This window comes from Rhizorhabdus sp. GW822-FHT03C02 (genome assembly GCF_058801765.1).
The window spans coordinates 79,186-94,970 of the sequence record NZ_JBXANN010000010.1; the positions used below are offsets into that span (position 1 = coordinate 79,186).

14 protein-coding genes are annotated in these 15,785 nt (G+C 65.0%); 8 read left to right on the top strand and 6 right to left on the bottom strand.

Translation table 11 applies throughout. The features are described 5' to 3' along the window. Positions 1–103: 103 nt before the first annotated feature. Complete coding sequence (locus AC1RM6_RS21840; RefSeq protein WP_493105101.1) at positions 104–448, bottom strand: UrcA family protein; 345 nt, start codon at positions 446–448, stop codon at positions 104–106. 379 nt (positions 449–827) lie between these two features. Here AC1RM6_RS21840 and AC1RM6_RS21845 point away from each other — a divergent pair, with 379 nt between their 5' ends. From AC1RM6_RS21845 to AC1RM6_RS21870, 6 genes are all read left to right on the top strand, one after another. Next, positions 828–1,943: a DUF47 family protein gene (locus AC1RM6_RS21845; RefSeq protein WP_493105386.1), complete on the top strand. Its 1,116-nt coding sequence runs from the start codon at positions 828–830 to the stop codon at positions 1,941–1,943. Positions 1,944–1,947: 4 nt separating this feature from the next. Beyond that, positions 1,948–2,949 (top strand): inorganic phosphate transporter, encoded by a 1,002-nt coding sequence (locus AC1RM6_RS21850; protein ID WP_493105103.1) that lies wholly within the window; start codon positions 1,948–1,950, stop codon positions 2,947–2,949. Between the two features lie 275 nt (positions 2,950–3,224). Beyond that, positions 3,225–5,684 carry a TonB-dependent receptor gene (locus tag AC1RM6_RS21855; protein ID WP_493105105.1) on the top strand — a complete coding sequence of 820 codons (2,460 nt, stop codon included), beginning with the start codon at positions 3,225–3,227 and terminating at the stop codon, positions 5,682–5,684. Between the two features lie 181 nt (positions 5,685–5,865). Next, positions 5,866–6,615: an energy transducer TonB gene (locus AC1RM6_RS21860; RefSeq protein ID WP_493105107.1), complete on the top strand. Its 750-nt coding sequence runs from the start codon at positions 5,866–5,868 to the stop codon at positions 6,613–6,615. A 7-nt stretch (positions 6,616–6,622) separates the two neighbouring features. Continuing rightward, positions 6,623–7,306, top strand: coding sequence for a Fe2+-dependent dioxygenase (locus tag AC1RM6_RS21865; protein ID WP_493105109.1), 684 nt, complete (start codon positions 6,623–6,625; stop codon positions 7,304–7,306). A gap of 139 nt (positions 7,307–7,445) precedes the next feature. Beyond that, positions 7,446–7,622, top strand: a complete 177-nt coding sequence (locus AC1RM6_RS21870; RefSeq protein ID WP_493105111.1) for a hypothetical protein — start codon at positions 7,446–7,448, stop codon at positions 7,620–7,622. Positions 7,623–7,787: 165 nt separating this feature from the next. Here the strand turns inward: AC1RM6_RS21870 and AC1RM6_RS21875 are convergent, their stop codons facing one another. The 3 genes from AC1RM6_RS21875 to ku are packed head-to-tail and all read right to left on the bottom strand — an operon-like array spanning position 7,788 to position 11,561. After that, positions 7,788–8,120 (bottom strand): antibiotic biosynthesis monooxygenase family protein, encoded by a 333-nt coding sequence (locus AC1RM6_RS21875; RefSeq protein ID WP_493105113.1) that lies wholly within the window; start codon positions 8,118–8,120, stop codon positions 7,788–7,790. Between the two features lie 49 nt (positions 8,121–8,169). Beyond that, a complete protein-coding gene (ligD, locus tag AC1RM6_RS21880; RefSeq protein ID WP_493105115.1) occupies positions 8,170–10,686 on the bottom strand; it encodes a DNA ligase D in 2,517 nt (838 codons plus the stop codon). A 5-nt stretch (positions 10,687–10,691) separates the two neighbouring features. After that, the gene (gene ku / locus AC1RM6_RS21885; RefSeq protein WP_493105117.1) at positions 10,692–11,561 is read right to left on the bottom strand and encodes a non-homologous end joining protein Ku; all 870 of its coding nucleotides are present in this window, start codon (positions 11,559–11,561) and stop codon (positions 10,692–10,694) included. Between the two features lie 180 nt (positions 11,562–11,741). On the opposite strand from ku, the gene AC1RM6_RS21890 reads away from it, so the two are divergent. After that, the gene (locus AC1RM6_RS21890) at positions 11,742–13,151 is read left to right on the top strand and encodes a methyl-accepting chemotaxis protein (protein WP_493105119.1); all 1,410 of its coding nucleotides are present in this window, start codon (positions 11,742–11,744) and stop codon (positions 13,149–13,151) included. A gap of 36 nt (positions 13,152–13,187) precedes the next feature. Here the strand turns inward: AC1RM6_RS21890 and AC1RM6_RS21895 are convergent, their stop codons facing one another. Beyond that, entirely contained in the window at positions 13,188–13,841 is a 654-nt protein-coding gene (locus tag AC1RM6_RS21895; protein WP_493105121.1) for a DUF2306 domain-containing protein, read from the bottom strand. A gap of 125 nt (positions 13,842–13,966) precedes the next feature. Between AC1RM6_RS21895 and AC1RM6_RS21900 the strand changes: the two genes are divergently transcribed. Further along, complete coding sequence (locus tag AC1RM6_RS21900) at positions 13,967–14,725, top strand: LytTR family DNA-binding domain-containing protein (protein WP_493105123.1); 759 nt, start codon at positions 13,967–13,969, stop codon at positions 14,723–14,725. Positions 14,726–14,741: 16 nt separating this feature from the next. Here the strand turns inward: AC1RM6_RS21900 and AC1RM6_RS21905 are convergent, their stop codons facing one another. Then, on the bottom strand, positions 14,742–15,671 hold the full coding sequence (locus AC1RM6_RS21905; protein WP_493105124.1) for a CPBP family intramembrane glutamic endopeptidase: 930 nt from the start codon (positions 15,669–15,671) through the stop codon (positions 14,742–14,744). Positions 15,672–15,785 lie beyond the last annotated feature (114 nt).

A 15,785-nucleotide genomic window follows, 5' to 3' on the forward strand; every position in this document is an offset into this window, starting at 1 on the left:
AAAACACCCCCGGGGTAAGGGAACCCGGGGGTGTGTCCCACGCGGTGGAAATTGCCAGTCCGGCCGCGTGTTGGGGGCTTTGAATAGCTAGGTGGGTATTCGATCAGTGGGCCGCAACCGAGACCCGGCCATTGTCGGCGACCTGCGTGCCGGCGTTGGCCAGCGCGAGTTCGACCTGCGGCATCGCCTGCGCGATCGCCACACGCTCGCAGCGATCCTGCTCCATCGCCGCCTGGACCGACCGGTCGCCATGGATCGCGCAGAGCGCCTCGGCCGCATGCGCGACCCGCTTCTTGAGCACCGCCTGGCCGTTCGCGCTGGTCAGGCTGAGATCGGCATAGCTGACCAGGCGGGTCGAGGCGGCGGGGGCGGCCGATGCCGGAACCACGGCGACGACGTTGAGGAGGGCGGCGGCAGCGGCGGCGGAGGCGGCGAAAAACTTGTTCATGGCGATTCTCCCGATGTCCCGGATACCGGCCATCCGCCTGCACCCGTTGAATTTTCCCGTTCGCGGCGTTTCGACAAGTGGCTGTCGTCCGCCGTTGATCTGTTTCTATGCCGGCTCGGCCGTGTGGGCATCGCGGCTTCGACCGAAGGCGTATCTGCCTCCACCAACCATCGTTTCGGCCGACCAACGACAGGCTGGAATCGACGAACGGCAAGTCGCGCGACCGGCGGCATGCGAATCGCCATCCCGCAGTAGCCCGGATCGCCCTCGCCACCGGGACCGGGCTATGGTGCGCAAACATCACGGACCGCGGGCCTTCGGTCGCGCGTTGCAATAAAATTGTCATAATTCTAAGGCCGCAGGAGCAGGAGTCGGGGACATCAAGCAGGTAGCGGCACTTCCCTATCGGTTGCGCACGGATGGCGCGGTCGAGGTGATGCTGATCACGTCGCGCGAAACGCGCCGTTGGGTGATTCCGAAAGGCAATCGCATCAAGGGCCTGCGCCCGCACGAGGCCGCCGCGCACGAGGCCTTCGAGGAAGCCGGGCTGCAGGGCATTCCCTGCCCCACCAAGATCGGCAGCTACCGTTATGTGAAGCGCCGCCGCGACGGCGGCGATCGCGACGCCACCGTCGACATCTTTCCCTTCTCGGTCACCGGCCAGCTCGCCGAATGGCCCGAGCAGGACCAGCGCGAAACCCGCTGGTTCACCCTGACCGAGGCGGCGGTGGCGGTCGACGAACCCGACCTCAAACTGCTCATCGTCCGTTTCCAGGCGCCGTCCTGGAAACCCAACATCTTCGATCGCGGATCGTCGGCGATCCGCGATTGGCTTGCCGAAAGGAATAGTATCGTGCGTTGGTTCCAGGCCCTGATGCCCAGCCAGGGGCGTTTCTTCGAACAGTTCGAGGATCATGCCGCGCTGCTCGTCGCCGCCGCCGACGCCCTTGCCCAGCTGTTGCAGGGCGGTCCCGATATCGCGACCCATTGCAAGACGATCGTCGATCGCGAGCATGACGCCGACGACATCATCCGCGACGTGCTGGTCGACGTCCGCAAGACCTTGATCACCCCGTTCGACCGCACCGCGATCACCGGGCTGATCGGATCGATGGACGATGCGATCGACCAGATGAACCAGACCGCCAAGACCACGACCCTCTACGGGCTCGAGCAGTTCGATCCGCAGATGCGCGACATGGCGGGCATCATCGTCGAACAGGCGCGGATCACCGCCGACGCGGTCCCGCTGCTCCGTTCGCTGGGCAACAACGCATCACGGCTGCATGAACTCACCGAGCGGCTGGTCAAGCTCGAAGGCCATGCCGACGAGATCCACGACGCCGGGCTGCAGGCCTTGTTCAGGGCCAACCAGGACAAAAATCCGATGGCCTTCATCATCGGCCGCGAAATCTACGGCCATCTGGAGAAGGTCACCGACCGGTTCGAGGATGTCGCGAACGAGATCCAGGGTCTCGTGCTCGATCACGCCTGACGTCATGGACCATGTCCTTTCCTTCCACCTGCTGGTGGCGCTGATCGGCGTCGCGCTGGCGTTCGATTTCCTCAACGGCCTTCATGACGCCGCCAACTCGATCGCGACGATCGTGTCGACCCGGGTGCTCAAGCCACAATATGCGGTGCTCTGGGCCGCCTTCTTCAACTTCATCGCCTTCCTGTTCTTCGGGCTCCACGTTGCCGAGACCGTCGGCAAGGGGATCGTCGACGCCGACATCGTCGATGCTCAGGTGATCTTCGGCGCGCTGATCGGCGCGATCAGCTGGAATCTCGCGACCTGGCTGCTCGGCATCCCCTCCTCGTCGAGCCATGCGCTGATCGGCGGGCTGATCGGTGCCGGCACCGCCAAGGCGGGCCTGTCCGCAGTGGTCTGGTCGGGCGTGCTCAAGACCAGCTTCGCGATCGTGCTGTCGCCGACGATCGGGCTGATCCTGGCACTGCTGCTGGTGCTGATCACCAGCTGGGTCTTCGTTCGCGCGACCCCGAACGGCGCCGATCGTGCATTTCGCCGGCTCCAGTTCGTCTCGGCCTCGCTCTATTCGCTCGGCCATGGCGGCAACGACGCGCAGAAGACGATGGGGATCATCGCGGTGCTGCTCTACTCGCAGGGCCAGCTTTCCGGCGATTTCCACGTCCCGATGTGGGTGGTGCTGTCCTGCCAGGCGGCGATGGGGCTCGGCACGCTGATGGGTGGCTGGCGGATCGTCCACACGATGGGATCGAAGATCACCCGGCTGACGCCGATGCAGGGCTTCTGCGCCGAAACCGGCGGCGCGATCACCCTGTTCGTGGCGAACTGGCTCGGCATTCCGGTATCGACCACCCACACCATCACCGGTGCGATCGTCGGCGTCGGCGCGGCGCGACGGCTGTCCGCCGTCCGCTGGAACGTCGCCTCGAGCATCGTCGTCGCCTGGGTGGTGACGCTGCCCGCCTCGGCGCTGATCGCGGCCGGTGCCTATGGGATCGTCACCGCCTTCTGACGCCCGGCCGGCGTCGACGACGCCACGTTATACGCGATCTCGAAGATGCCGACGCATCCTCGATCGATTTGCTCAAGCGCCGCACGGACTGAGACCCCGCGATATCGACTTCGCTGGCCGGAGCGCATTTCCGCGCGTTTCGCAATCGTTCACGCTCGCTTCAGTTGCGAGTGAAACGCAAAATTATGTTGACTCGATTGCGAGTGATTATCAATAGCCCTTTCATCACATCGGACGGAGCGATCCGTGCCATGCGACCAAAGGGGAAAAGACGAATGTCCGTTAAAGAATCGCGTGCCGCGGCCTTGGCGTCGCCGGCGTTCATCGCGCTGAGCTGCGCCGGCCTGATCGCTTCGGCACCGGGCTATGCCCAGTCGGCGACGCCAGCGGCCACGCCGAACGAGACCAAGAGCCTGGGCGGGGTCACCGTCACCGACACCGCGATCGACGAGAGCGTGAAGGTCGAAAAGGCGGAATCTCCCAAATATGTCCGCCCGCTGCTCGATACCCCCCAGACGATCACCGTCATCGCCAACCAGACGATCCGCCAGCAGAATCTGCTGACCCTGCGCGATGTGCTCAGCACCGTCCCCGGCATCACCTTCGGCGCCGGCGAAGGCGGCGGCGGCTATGGTGACAGCATCAACCTGCGCGGCCAGAGCGCCAACAACGACATCCAGATCGACGGCGTGCGCGACAGCGCGCAGTACAGCCGCACCGATCCCTATAATATCGAGCAGATCGAGGTCGTGAACGGCGCCAATGGCGTCTATGGCGGCTCAGGCTCGATCGGCGGCTCGATCAACCTGGTGACCAAGCGCCCCAAGACCGACGACCTCACCGTGCTGCAGGCCGGCATCGGCACCGATCAATATTATCGCGCGACCGTTGACAGCAATCTGCGCGTGTCCGACTTCATCGCGGTCCGCCTCAACGCGATGGCGCACAGGAACGACATTCCCGGTCGCGATTTCGATCGCAACAAGCGCTGGGGCGTCTCGCCGGCGATCACCTTCGGCATCGACAGTCCGACCTCGCTGACGGTGATGTACACCCATCAATATGACGACAATATCCCGCAATATGGCGTCCCTTATTACAAGAACGCCATTTATGATGGTCCGCTGCCGGGCGTGCCGGACTCGGGCTATTATGGCTTCAAGAATGTCGACTATCAGAAGCAGACGGTCGACCAGGCGACCGGCATCTTCGCCCATCAGTTCAACGACAATCTGAGCTTCCGCAACCTGCTGCGCTATCAGCGCGTCAAGCAGGACCTGGTCGTCGATCCGCCGCAGGGGCCGAACATCTGCCTTGCCAACGGCACGCTGCCCACCGGCGCCGCCTGCCCGGCCGGCCAGGCCGCCGGCACCTATAATCCCGGCGGGCCGCGCGGCAATTTCCGCTTCTCGGTCAACAACACGATGTTCGACCAAGCCGACTGGACGCTCAAATTCGCCGGCGGCCACTCGCTGGTGCTCGGCGCCTCCTACCTGAAGGAGGATTACGATCTTAACACCGGCAACGTGCTGCGCAATCCGGGCGGCGCGGCGCCCAACCCGACGCTCAACATCATCAATCTGGCCAATCCGAACGCGATCTACACGGGGCCGATCAACGTCACCAGGACCGGCTATCAAACCGGAGAACTCACCAACGTCGCAGCTTATGCCTTCGGCGTGGTGAAGCTGATCGAGCAGCTCGAGATCAATGCCGGCGCCCGTTATGAAAACAATAAGGCGGGCTTCCGTTCCGATACGATCACCCCGCCGCTGGTGGCGATCCCCGCCGGCCAGGTCGGCCGCTACCTCACCGGCGGCGATCAGAACGATCATAGCAACCTGTTCTCGTACCGGGTCGGCTTGGTCTACAAGCCGGCAACGAACGCGAGCCTGTACGTCGCCTACGGCAATTCGAAGACGCCGACCGCAACCAGCGTCCGCGCGGGATGCGGCCTCGCGGCCGCCGCCAACTTCAACGTCGACCCCTGCAACGGCGCCAAGCCGGAACAGACGGTCAATTACGAGATCGGCGGCAAGATCGACCTGTTCGACGCCAAGCTGCAGCTCACCGCGTCGCTGTTTCGCAACGAGCGGACCAACTATCGCGTCACATCGAACGATCCGTTCATCGGATCGCTGCCGGTCAATGACGGCAAGAACCGGGTCGACGGCCTGACCCTCGGCGCCAGCGGCAAGATCACCCCGGCGTGGTCGATCTTTGCCAACTATACCTATCTGGACAGCGAAGTGCTGCAGAGCGTGTCCGACAGCTGCCTCGCCAACCCGCGGCTGGTCTCGACGACGACCGGAACTCCGCCCGTCACGACGATCACCAACCCGTGCGGCAACAGCACCGCCGTGCGCGATCCGCAGAAGGGCCAGCAACTCACCAACACGCCGAAGCATTCGGGCAGCCTGTTCACCACCTACACCTTCGGATTCGGGCTGCAGGTCGGCTACGGCCTGACCTACCAGGGCAGCTTCCTGCTCACCAACCGCGCGCTGCTCACGCCGCTGGTGGCCGGTGCGTCGGCGATCGCCCCGACCTACCGCTCGGACGATTATCTGACCCACCGCGCGTTCGTGTCCTATCCGGTCACCGACAAGCTGACCGCGCAGGTGAACGTCCAGAACTTCACCAACGAGAAATATTACACCAGCATCCGCAACGGCGGCTGGGCGACCCCCGGCGAGGACCGCTCGGCCGTGCTCAGCCTCTACTACAGCTTCTGAGTCCCCCCGCTGCCGGGGGCGCGCCCCGCTTATACCCGGCAGCAGGACCCTGGTGGCCCGCCTCTCCCAAGGAGGCGGGCCATTTTCTTCATGCGCGATGTTTCCGAAATTCCTTATTGAGATTGAATTGCAATACGAATCGCAGTAGCGGAAATCCACGGCTTCAAGGCCGGGAGGGCTTATGCACGCGACATTGGATTTGGTGACCGGCGGCCAGGACGCGCAAGCGACCTACCGCGCCAGCTTCCCCCCCGTCGAGGACAGCGGGGCGCCCGCTCCGGCTCCGACCGTCGCGACGCCGCAACGTTATGATGGCCGCTCGACCCCGAACTGGACCGCGATCTCGGCGATCATCGCACTCCATGTGATCGGGCTGGTCGCGCTGGTGAAGCTCGACGTGATCAACGTGATCCACACCAAGAAATCGCCGCTGCTGGTCGACCTGGTGATCGAGAAGCCGGCACCGCCCCCCGCCGCCCCGCCCGAGAAGGTCGAACCGGTCAAGAAGGTGCAGCCCGATATCGTCGCGCCGCCGCCGATCATCACCGTGAACACCGCGCCGCCGCCGGTCGCCACCGCCCCCGCCCCGCCGCCGCCCAAGGCGACCGTGGTCGCACAGGCCGCGCCGACGTCGCCGCCGGGACCGGTCAGCGTCGACGATTTCGATTCGAGCATGATCAAGATCGATCCGCCGCGCTTTCCGATGGAAAGCCGCAAGCGGCGCGAGCAGGGCACCGTGATCCTCGACGTGACCGTGGGAATCGACGGCCTGGTCTCCCAGATCCGGGTGGCGACCAGCAGCGGCTTCGAACGCCTCGACAAGGCCGCGCTGAGCGCCGTGCGCAACTGGCAGTGGAAGCCGCTGATCAGGGGCGGCCAGCCGGTCTCGGTCCGTGGCGCGATCACGATCCCCTTCGTCCTGAAGGGCTGATCCTTTCATGCTGATTGCGATACCGGGCGTTCTCGACGCGCAGACGCTCGCCGATTGCCGGACGATCCTCGACAATGCCGAATGGGTCGATGGCAATGTCACCTCGGGCTACCAGTCGGCGCTCGCCAAACAGAATCGCCAATTGCCCGAGGAAAGCGATCCCGCGCGTAAGCTGGGCAACATCATCCTCGACGCGCTCGGGCGTTCGCCGCTGTTCATCGCATCGGCGCTGCCGCTCAAAATCTATCCGCCCTTGTTCAACCGCTATGCCGGCGGCGAACGGTTCGACACCCATGTCGACAATGCGATCCGGATCCGGCGCGGATCCGACTTCCGGATTCGCTCGGACCTGTCGGCGACGCTCTTCTTCGCCGATCCCGACAGCTATGACGGCGGCGATCTCGTGATCGAGGGCAATTTCGGGCTGCAGAGCGTCAAGCTCGGCGCGGGCGACATGATCGTCTACCCTTCGTCGAGTCTGCACCATGTCACCCCTGTGACCCGCGGCGAGCGAACCTGTTCCTTCTTCTGGATCCAGTCGATGGTCCGCGACGATGGCGCGCGCCGGACATTGTTCGAACTCGATCAGAGCATCCAGTCGATCGCCATCGATCGCGGCCAGGCCGATCCCGACATCATCCGATTGACCGGGGTATACCATAATCTGCTGCGGCGCTGGGCCGACGCCTGATCCTTACCCGGCCATGCCGCGCGAACGGGCCGGCGCGGCGATCATGTAAACAATTGAAAAGCAGGCATCGCGCTGCTTGCGGGCAAATCTGCAATCGTTATCAAGACCCTCGTTAGTTAATACGGGCGAGGGGTTGCCCATGATCGAGATCGACGACGGCCAGGGACATCGGCTCTATCTGGAGCGCGAAGCGCGCGAGCGCAGTGCCGCTGCCAAGACCAATGATGCGACGCTTCAGCAGACGCATCTCCAGTTGGCGGACCGCTATCAACAGCGGGCACGCGAACTGCAGCAGCGCAGCGACGCCTCTTTCTAGGATTACCCTACCGGCACGCCTGCGGTTCTGGCGCGCCGCCCGCACGTCCAAAGACCGCCAGTTGCTTATGCGTGTGTAATGTTGCTGCTTATGCGCCCCCCACCGGCACCGGTTCGCTCCCCCCGGGCGAGCCGGTGCCGCGCACCCCGCCCGATCCGGACAGCTTCAACCGGACGGCAGGCGCCTGACGAGCAGATCGTCGGTCACGGTCATCGTGAAGATCGGATCGGCGTCCGCCGGCACCTCGGCGATCGCATCGACGAAGGCGGCGCGGGTTTCGGGTTCGTCATAGACCATCTTGCGATCGAAGGCGCGGCGCCATGTCTCCTCGTCGGGCCATTCGGCATAGCCGACGAACCGGCCATCGGCATCACGGTGCAGCCGTGACCCGTAACTGCCATAGATATCGCGGATCAGGTCGGTTCCGCGCCGCCATGCCCGCCGGAACTGCTCTTCCTTGCCCGGATGCACCCGCCACCAGTAGACCGCGACGAACATCGTCCCTCCTTCAGGCATTCTGCCATGGTCAACCGCTCGACCGGCTTTCTCACAATGCGGGCAATGTCTGATCGGCGAGCCCCCAGCCTCTGAGCGCCGGCGATCCCGACCGCTCGACCAGGCGGTCGACGTCCCGGATCGTGAACGCGCCGCCCTTGTCGAAATCGTCGAGTTCGTCCCAGCCGACGGGTGCCGCGACCGGCGCATGTTCGCGGGCGCGGGCACCATAAGCGACCACCGCGGTCGCGCCGCGCTGGTTGCGCAGATAGTCGATGAAGATCCGGCCGACCCGCTTCGCCTTGGACATGGTCGCGACGAAACGATCGGGCTCAGCCTCCGCCAGTGCCATCGCGAAACGCCGACTGAAATCCTTGACCGTTTCCCAATCGGCCTGCGGGGCGAGCGGCACCACGACATGAACGCCCTTGCCGCCCGACAGCATCGGAAAGCTCACCAGCCCGATGTCCGCCAGATGATCCCGGATATCATGCGCCGCCTTCCTCACATCGGCGAAGTCGAGCCCGGCATCGGGATCGAGATCGAAGATCATCCGGTCGGGGCGCTCGACATCGTCGATCCGCGATCCCCAGCCATGGAATTCGATCGTCCCCATCTGCACGCAGGCGAGCACGCCTTCGATCGTATCGATATAGAGATAATCCTCGGTCTTGCCGTCCTTCTCGGCAATCGGGACATGGCGAACCTGATCGCCGAAACTGCCCGAATCATGCTTCTGGAAAAAGCATTGCCTGGCCCGGCCGCCGGGGCACCGCACGAGGCTGACCGGGCGATGGCCAACCCAGGGCAGGATCAGCGCACCGATCGCCGCATAATAATCGGCGAGGTCGCCCTTGGTCTGACCCGATTCCGGAAAGATCACCCGTTCGCGGCTGGTAATGCGGAATTCGGCAGGCTTGGCCTTCGCGATCACGTCGTCGAGCGGCTTTGCCTCCTCGCGAACCACCTCTTTCGCTTTCTTGTCGGACCGCAGCCCGATGAAGCTGGCATGGCGCAGCACGTCGTCGGCGGTGAATTCGGCAAAGGCGATCTCGGCCACGAGATCGGGCTTCACCCAATGCGCACCGCGCGCCTCCGCCCGCGGGACCGGTGCCGCCGGTTTGCCCACCGGCCGCTTGTCGAACTCGGCCGCGAGCATCGCCAGCGTGGCGTTGTCGAAGCCGGTGCCGACCTTGCCGGCATAGACGAGCTTGCCGTCCTTGTGCTGGGCGACGAGGAGCGAGCGGAAGCGGCGGCTCTTCGCGCTGCTCGCACTCCAGCCGATGATCACGAACTCCTGGCGTCGCGTACATTTGACCTTGAGCCAGGCCGCGGTTCGCGCACCGCGATAGGGGGCGTCGGCCTTCTTGGAGATGATCCCTTCCTGGCCCGCGGCGCACATCGCATCGAACAGCTTCTCGCCGGCGCCGACGACATGATCGGCCAGCCGGACGATCGGGTCGTCGCCCGGCAGCAAGGCCGCGAGCCGCTGCTTGCGCTCGACATTCGATCGCCCGGTGAGATCCTCACCATCGTCCGAGAGCAGGTCGAAGGCGAAGAAGGTGAAGCTTCCCCCTTCGCCCTTGAGGGCTTTCTGAAGGCCCGAAAAGCTTGGATTGCCATCTTCGTCCAGGCTCACGATCTCGCCGTCGATCAGCGCCGACGGCAGGTCGAGCGCGGCGATCGCCTCGGCGACCGGCGCGAAACGATCGGTCCAGTCGAGCCCGGTGCGGGTGTAGATCTTCACTGCCCCGCCGGACACCGCGACAAGGCAGCGATAGCCGTCATATTTGATCTCGTGGATCCAGTCCTTCCCGCTCGGCACATGATCGACGAGGGTCGCGAGTTGCGGCTTGCGAAAAGCGGGAAGCCTTTCGCCCTCCACGCGGGGACGACGTGCCGCGGCGAGCGCATGGACATCGGCCGCTGTCATCGCCGCATCGAACGCCTTGCCCTTCTTGTCCTTCAGGCTTGTCTCGCCCGCCTTGTCCGCAGCGATCTCGGCCATCGTCCGGCCGGTCTTCACGCTGGTCAGTTCGCGCGCGACCAGATCGTCGCTGCCGCCGGCATGGGCGTCGTCGATCTTGCGCAACAGCCAGTTCTCGCCGCGTTCCTTGCCGCCCGACCTGGTCGCCCTTGGCTTCAGCCGGATCAAAAGCCACTCGCCCTTCATCCGCTCGCCATCGAGGATGAAGTGGAGATGCCCCTTGTCGAGATCCTTCGCGCTCTTGCCCGCGACCGGCGCCCAGTGACCGCTGTCCCACAGCATCACGGTGCCGCCGCCATATTCCCTGGCGGGGATCGTTCCCTCGAAATCGGCATAGGACAAGGGATGATCCTCGGTCCGCACCGCGAGCCGCTTGTCATCGGGATTGGGGCTGGGGCCACGCGTCACCGCCCAGCTCTTGAGCACCCCGTCGACCTCGAGCCGGAAGTCGTAATGGAGCCGGCTGGCATCATGCTTCTGGACGATGAAGCGGTTGCCGCCGCCCTTGCCGATCTCGCCGGCCGGCTCGGCGGTCTTCGCGAAGTCACGCTTGCGACGATATTCGGCGAGCGCGTCGGCCATCGCGATCAGGCCCGTTTGCGCGCCGGCGTCTTGGCTGCCGGCGATTTGCGCGCGGCGGACTTGGCCGGTGGTGTGGCGGCACCGCCGCCACCGTCGACCGACTTCTTGAGCGCCGCCATCAGGTCGATGACGTTGCTCTTGCGACCGCTCGCGGCCGGCTCGACCTCTTCGATGATATGCTTGCCCTTGGCCTTGCGCTTTTTCTCGATCAGCCCCTTGAGCGCGTCGACATAGCGATCGTGGAAGATCTTCGCGTCGAACTTGCCGCTCTTCTTCTCGATCAGCGTCTCGGCGAGATCGAGCAGGTCCTCGTCGGGCTTGTGGTCGGGGATATCGCGGAAATAGCCCTGCGCCTTGTTGACCTCGTCGGCATAGCGCAGCGTTTCGAGCACGAGCCCGCGGCCGCACGGCTTCAGGCTCACCACATATTCGCGCCCCCGCATCGCAAGCTGGCCCAGCCCGACCTTGGCGGTGCGGCGCAGCGCCTCGCGCAACACGATGAACGCCTCCTCGGCGAGTTCGTCGGCAGGCACGACGAAATAGGGTTTCTCATAATAGAGCACGTCGATCTCGCTCGCATCGACGAACTGGGTCAGTTCGAGCGTCCGTTTCGATTCGAGCTTCACCGCATCGATCTCGTCCTGCTCAAGCAGGACATATTCGCCCTTCTCGATCTCATAGCCCTTGAGGATCTCGTCGGCATCGACCGGCCCGACCCCGGGGACCACCTTCTCATATTTGATGCGTTTGCCCGACGGCTCGTGGATCTGGTGGAAGCTGATCTGCGCCGAGCTTTTGGTCGCGCTGTAGATCTCGACCGGAATCGAGACGAGCGCCAGCCTGATCTGTCCGGTCCAATAGGCGCGCGCGGCCATCGAATGATTCCTCTTGCGTAACGATTCCCGGATTCAAAGCCCCAAGGCGCGTCCGGTTCCCAGGCGATGCCGCATATCGGCGCGGGCGTAACGAAACACGCTGATTTTCCCCGGAAAAACGCGCTCGCGCCCCGCTCCGGCAACATATTTTTTACCATTGGGCCGCTATCGTCCGGATCGATGAAAACTGCGCTCGCCGTTCAGCCGGAGACCGACGGACTCCAGACAGCCATCGGCGAGATCGCCCATGGCTGTGGCCGGTTCGCGGTCGAGTGCAGCGATGTCGGCGGCAAGCTGGTCGACGTCAGCAACGGCATCGATGCCCAGGCGCAACTGCTCGGACAGCTCGAACGGGCCGCCAAGGATCTGCTCGACGAGCAGGAGCATGTCGCGGGGGCCTCGGCCGAGGCGCGCGAGTTCGCCGGCCAGGCACGTCATCATCTCCAGCGGTCGCGGCCCGTCGTCGATGGCGCGATCGAGACCTTCGGCGGCCTGACCGACCTCGTCATCCGCCTCGGCGACCGGATGGACCGGCTCGAAGTGGCGCTGCGGCAGGTCCAGAACGTCGCCGCGGGCATCGACAAGATCGGCCGCCAGACCAATCTTCTCGCGCTCAATGCCACCCTCGAGGCCGCTCGCGCCGGCGATGCGGGCCGCGGCTTCGCGGTGGTCGCAAGCGAAGTGAAAAAGCTCGCCTCGGACACGCGTCAGGCGACCGAACGGATCGCGCGCACCATCGACCAGCTCTCGCGCGAGGCCGAATCGATCGGTGCCGAGATCGACGCCGGGGTCCAGAGCGGCGGCGAGGCGCGCAGCCGGACCGCCGAACTGTCGCTGGTGCTCGGCGAGACGCTCGACTTCGTCGACGAGCTCGACGGGCGGACGTCGGACATCGCCACCCGCGCGACGACGATCCGCCGCAACGTCCATGATCTGCAGGTCGGGCTGACCGATCTCGGCGGCGCTGCGCGGACCAACAGCACCGAGATCCGCGGCGCCAATCAAAGGCTCCAGACGCTCGAGAAGATGTCGAACGGGCTGCTCGACCGGGTTTCGCACATCGGCGTACCGACCGCCGACAGTCCCTTCATCGACCTGGCGCGCCAGACCGCGGACGAGATCGCCCGGATCGTCGAAGGTGCGATCCGGCGCGGCGAGATCATGATCGAGCAGCTGTTCGACACGGCTTATCGCGAAATTGCCGGCAGCGATCCCAAGCAGTTCCTCACCGGCTTCGTGCCCTTCGCCGATGCTCATGTCCGTCCGATCATCGATCGCACCATCACCCGCGACCGCCGGATCCTGGCGACCGCGATGGTCGACATCAACGGCTTCCTGCCAACCCATATCTCGGCCAAATCGCTTCCCCAGGGCGCCGACCCGCTGTGGAACGCCGAGCATTGCCGCAACCGCCGTTTCTTCATGGACGAGCAGACCGCGGCCAATCTGCGAAGCGAGGCCGATTTCGTGCTCGACACCTATCGCCAGAATCTGGGCGGGGGACGCTATCGACCGGTCAAATCGATCGCGATCCCGCTACGGTTCGCCGGACGGCGATGGGGCAATCTCGAATTCGCCTATCTCGACTGACGGCAAATCGCTCAAGGATGCCTCGGTCTCTTCCGATCACATATCGGCCGCAACCATCGATGGACCGCCGATCCCGGCGTCGCGGTCACGCCGGCGGATAGCGGCCTTGCGGATCCCATATTCGACGAGGATCAGATTGGGTATCCAGCACAGGAACGACACCGCGCGATAGCCGTCGATAAAGGAAACCCCGAGCAGCGGGAACAGCGGCAGATAGAGGCGGAGCGTCACCGCGCCGAACGTCATCGCGAACGACCGGATCATCCAGGCACGGTGCGCGTCGAACCGCCGCGCCATCGCGCTGCGCCATCCTTCGATATTGGCGACGATCCAGCAGAGCGCGAGACTGCCGAACCCCAACCCTGCGATCGGCCCCGCGGTGCTGCCGAAGGCCAGCACCAGCCCACCGGCGCCGCCGGCGAGACAGGCGAGCACATAGGTCCGCCCGATGGCGCGGTGCGCCACCGGCCAGCGTCGCCGGATCGACGACACGAAGTTGAATGGTCCGAGCAGCAGCGCGGTGCAGGCCCCGGCGACATGCAGCACCAGGAACGGCCGCGCGAACAGGTTGGCGAGAATCTCGGACGAAAGCGGCCCGACCCCGATCAGATAGCGGTAGGAAAAGAGCGCGACGCCCATGCTCGACACCGTCATCACCACCCATGACGTTCGCTTGCCTGTGACCTTCATCCCCTGAACCTTCCAGCCCGTGTCTACCGATCGCCCGAGATTGCGGGCCTTCCGACCGGCGGCTAGGCTGGGTTTCGCGAGTGGTGCCCAATTTGCGCGAGTGGTGCGAAAGCCGTGAACCAACGATGCCGCCCCTGCTGATCCATTGGCGCCGGCCGCTCGCCGAACTGGCGATCCTCGTCGCGATCGGCGTCTTCCTGGGGGCGATCGGGCCTTATGACACCGAGAAACTGCCGCCATGGCCACGCCATCTCTACTGGCTGATCTGCATCGTCGGCGGCGGCTTGATCGGGATCGGGATCGACGAGGGTCTGGGACGCCGGATCGGCACGCCATGGCGCCGGCTGCTGGTCGTGTCGATATTGATGACGCCCGCGGTCGCGTTGCTCGTCCAGATCACCGGCCATCTGCTCGGCAGCATACCGCTCGGCCTGCGCCCCTGGCTCGGCAATCTGTGGAATGTGTTCATGATCTCGCTGCCGGTGATGGCGGTACGTGCACTCGCCTGGCGCCGTCCGGCGGCGATCGTCGAGACCCGGACCATCGTCGAACCGCCGCTTCCCGAAGCCGAGGCCGCCTTTCGCCGCCGCCTCTCCGCCCGCCGCCGCACCGCGCAACTGATCGCGGTCGAGGCGCATGACCATTATCTGCGCGTCCATACCGATGCCGGCAACGAACTGGTGACGATGCGCTTCACCGATGCGCTGGCCGAACTGGGCGGCGCCCACGGCTTCCAGGTCCATCGATCCTGGTGGGTCGCCGCCGATGCGATCGAGACGGTGAAATGGCGGCGCGGTGGCGGCGACGTGCGGCTGAAGGGCGATATCGCTGCCCCCGTCAGCCGCAGCTTCGCCCCCATGCTCAAAGCGGCGGGCTGGTTTTAGACCCAGACTGGGGAGGTCAAAACCAGATCCGGATGAACTCGGCTCCGTTCGGCAGCACGTCGACGCAGGCATGGAGCAGCACGATCAGCAGGAAGCTGCGGGTCCGCGCCCATAGGGTCCCGAACAGCACCGCGATCGGCGACAGCGTCGCGATCGTGAAGGCCGCGACCTGGAGCGGATCGGTCGACCAGCCATCGACGCCGGGTCCACCACGCAGATAGAGGCCCGGCGCATGCGCCAGCGCGAACAGCAGCGAGGCCGTGACGACTCCCGCGATCGGCGAACCGAGCAATGCGCTCAGCCGCGACTGCAGCACCGCACGGAACAGGAATTCCTCGCAGACACCGGCTTCGATCGCCATCCAGACGAAGCTGCCGGCAATTCCCGCAGCGAGCATCGCCGGCGCAGCGCCGGTCTTCGCGATATCGGAAAGGCTCGGACTCACCAGTGCGACCAAGCCGATCAATATGCCGCCCAGAACGATCAACGTCGCCGATACGCCGCGGCGCCCGAAGCCGGCTTCGAACAAGGGTCGGACCGGGCTGCGCAGTACGAGCAGCAAAGCGATCGGTAGCCCGACATGGACGACCAGCTTGAAGAGCAGTTCGACGATCTGCCGCGCCGCCCCCTCGGGATAGAGCGCCTTCACCGCGCCGAGCCCCCAACCGAGCACGACCACCGCATAGAAGAGCAGATAGGCGAGCACCGCGATCGTCTCGACCGCAGGCCGTGGGACCGGTGCCGCCGGCGCATCGGTCCGGCGGGTCAGCCAGAGCGCGAGGGCGGAAAGCAGCCCGCCGAAAACCAGCAGCGAGACGATCGGAAATACCCAGTCGGCGCCGCGCAGCGCGAGATAGCCGGTCGCTATCGCCCAGAGCGCACCATAGCAGGCCAGCGCAGGCGCCGGGCGCGACAGGCGCGATCCGGCCGAAGATGGTGAACCCAAGACACTCCCCCAATATTCTTTGTGTGTTGCCCACATAATACACTTCAAACCCGAGGTAAAGCCACCCGGCCTCGCCGAATCCTTGCCGCGAATGCCGGCAAAGCCTATCTGACG

What these genes read in the sequence shown, in the direction of transcription:
- AC1RM6_RS21840 (WP_493105101.1), bottom strand. Translation starts at nt 448, where the DNA reads ATGAACAAGTTTTTCGCCGCCTCCGCCGCCGCTGCCGCCGCCCTCCTC.
- AC1RM6_RS21850 (WP_493105103.1), top strand. Translation starts at nt 1,948, where the DNA reads ATGGACCATGTCCTTTCCTTCCACCTGCTGGTGGCGCTGATCGGCGTC.
- AC1RM6_RS21855 (WP_493105105.1), top strand. Translation starts at nt 3,225, where the DNA reads ATGTCCGTTAAAGAATCGCGTGCCGCGGCCTTGGCGTCGCCGGCGTTC.
- AC1RM6_RS21860 (WP_493105107.1), top strand. Translation starts at nt 5,866, where the DNA reads ATGCACGCGACATTGGATTTGGTGACCGGCGGCCAGGACGCGCAAGCG.
- AC1RM6_RS21865 (WP_493105109.1), top strand. Translation starts at nt 6,623, where the DNA reads ATGCTGATTGCGATACCGGGCGTTCTCGACGCGCAGACGCTCGCCGAT.
- AC1RM6_RS21870 (WP_493105111.1), top strand. Translation starts at nt 7,446, where the DNA reads ATGATCGAGATCGACGACGGCCAGGGACATCGGCTCTATCTGGAGCGC.
- AC1RM6_RS21875 (WP_493105113.1), bottom strand. Translation starts at nt 8,120, where the DNA reads ATGTTCGTCGCGGTCTACTGGTGGCGGGTGCATCCGGGCAAGGAAGAG.
- ligD (WP_493105115.1), bottom strand. Translation starts at nt 10,686, where the DNA reads ATGGCCGACGCGCTCGCCGAATATCGTCGCAAGCGTGACTTCGCGAAG.
- ku (WP_493105117.1), bottom strand. Translation starts at nt 11,561, where the DNA reads ATGGCCGCGCGCGCCTATTGGACCGGACAGATCAGGCTGGCGCTCGTC.
- AC1RM6_RS21890 (WP_493105119.1), top strand. Translation starts at nt 11,742, where the DNA reads ATGAAAACTGCGCTCGCCGTTCAGCCGGAGACCGACGGACTCCAGACA.
- AC1RM6_RS21895 (WP_493105121.1), bottom strand. Translation starts at nt 13,841, where the DNA reads ATGAAGGTCACAGGCAAGCGAACGTCATGGGTGGTGATGACGGTGTCG.
- AC1RM6_RS21900 (WP_493105123.1), top strand. Translation starts at nt 13,967, where the DNA reads ATGCCGCCCCTGCTGATCCATTGGCGCCGGCCGCTCGCCGAACTGGCG.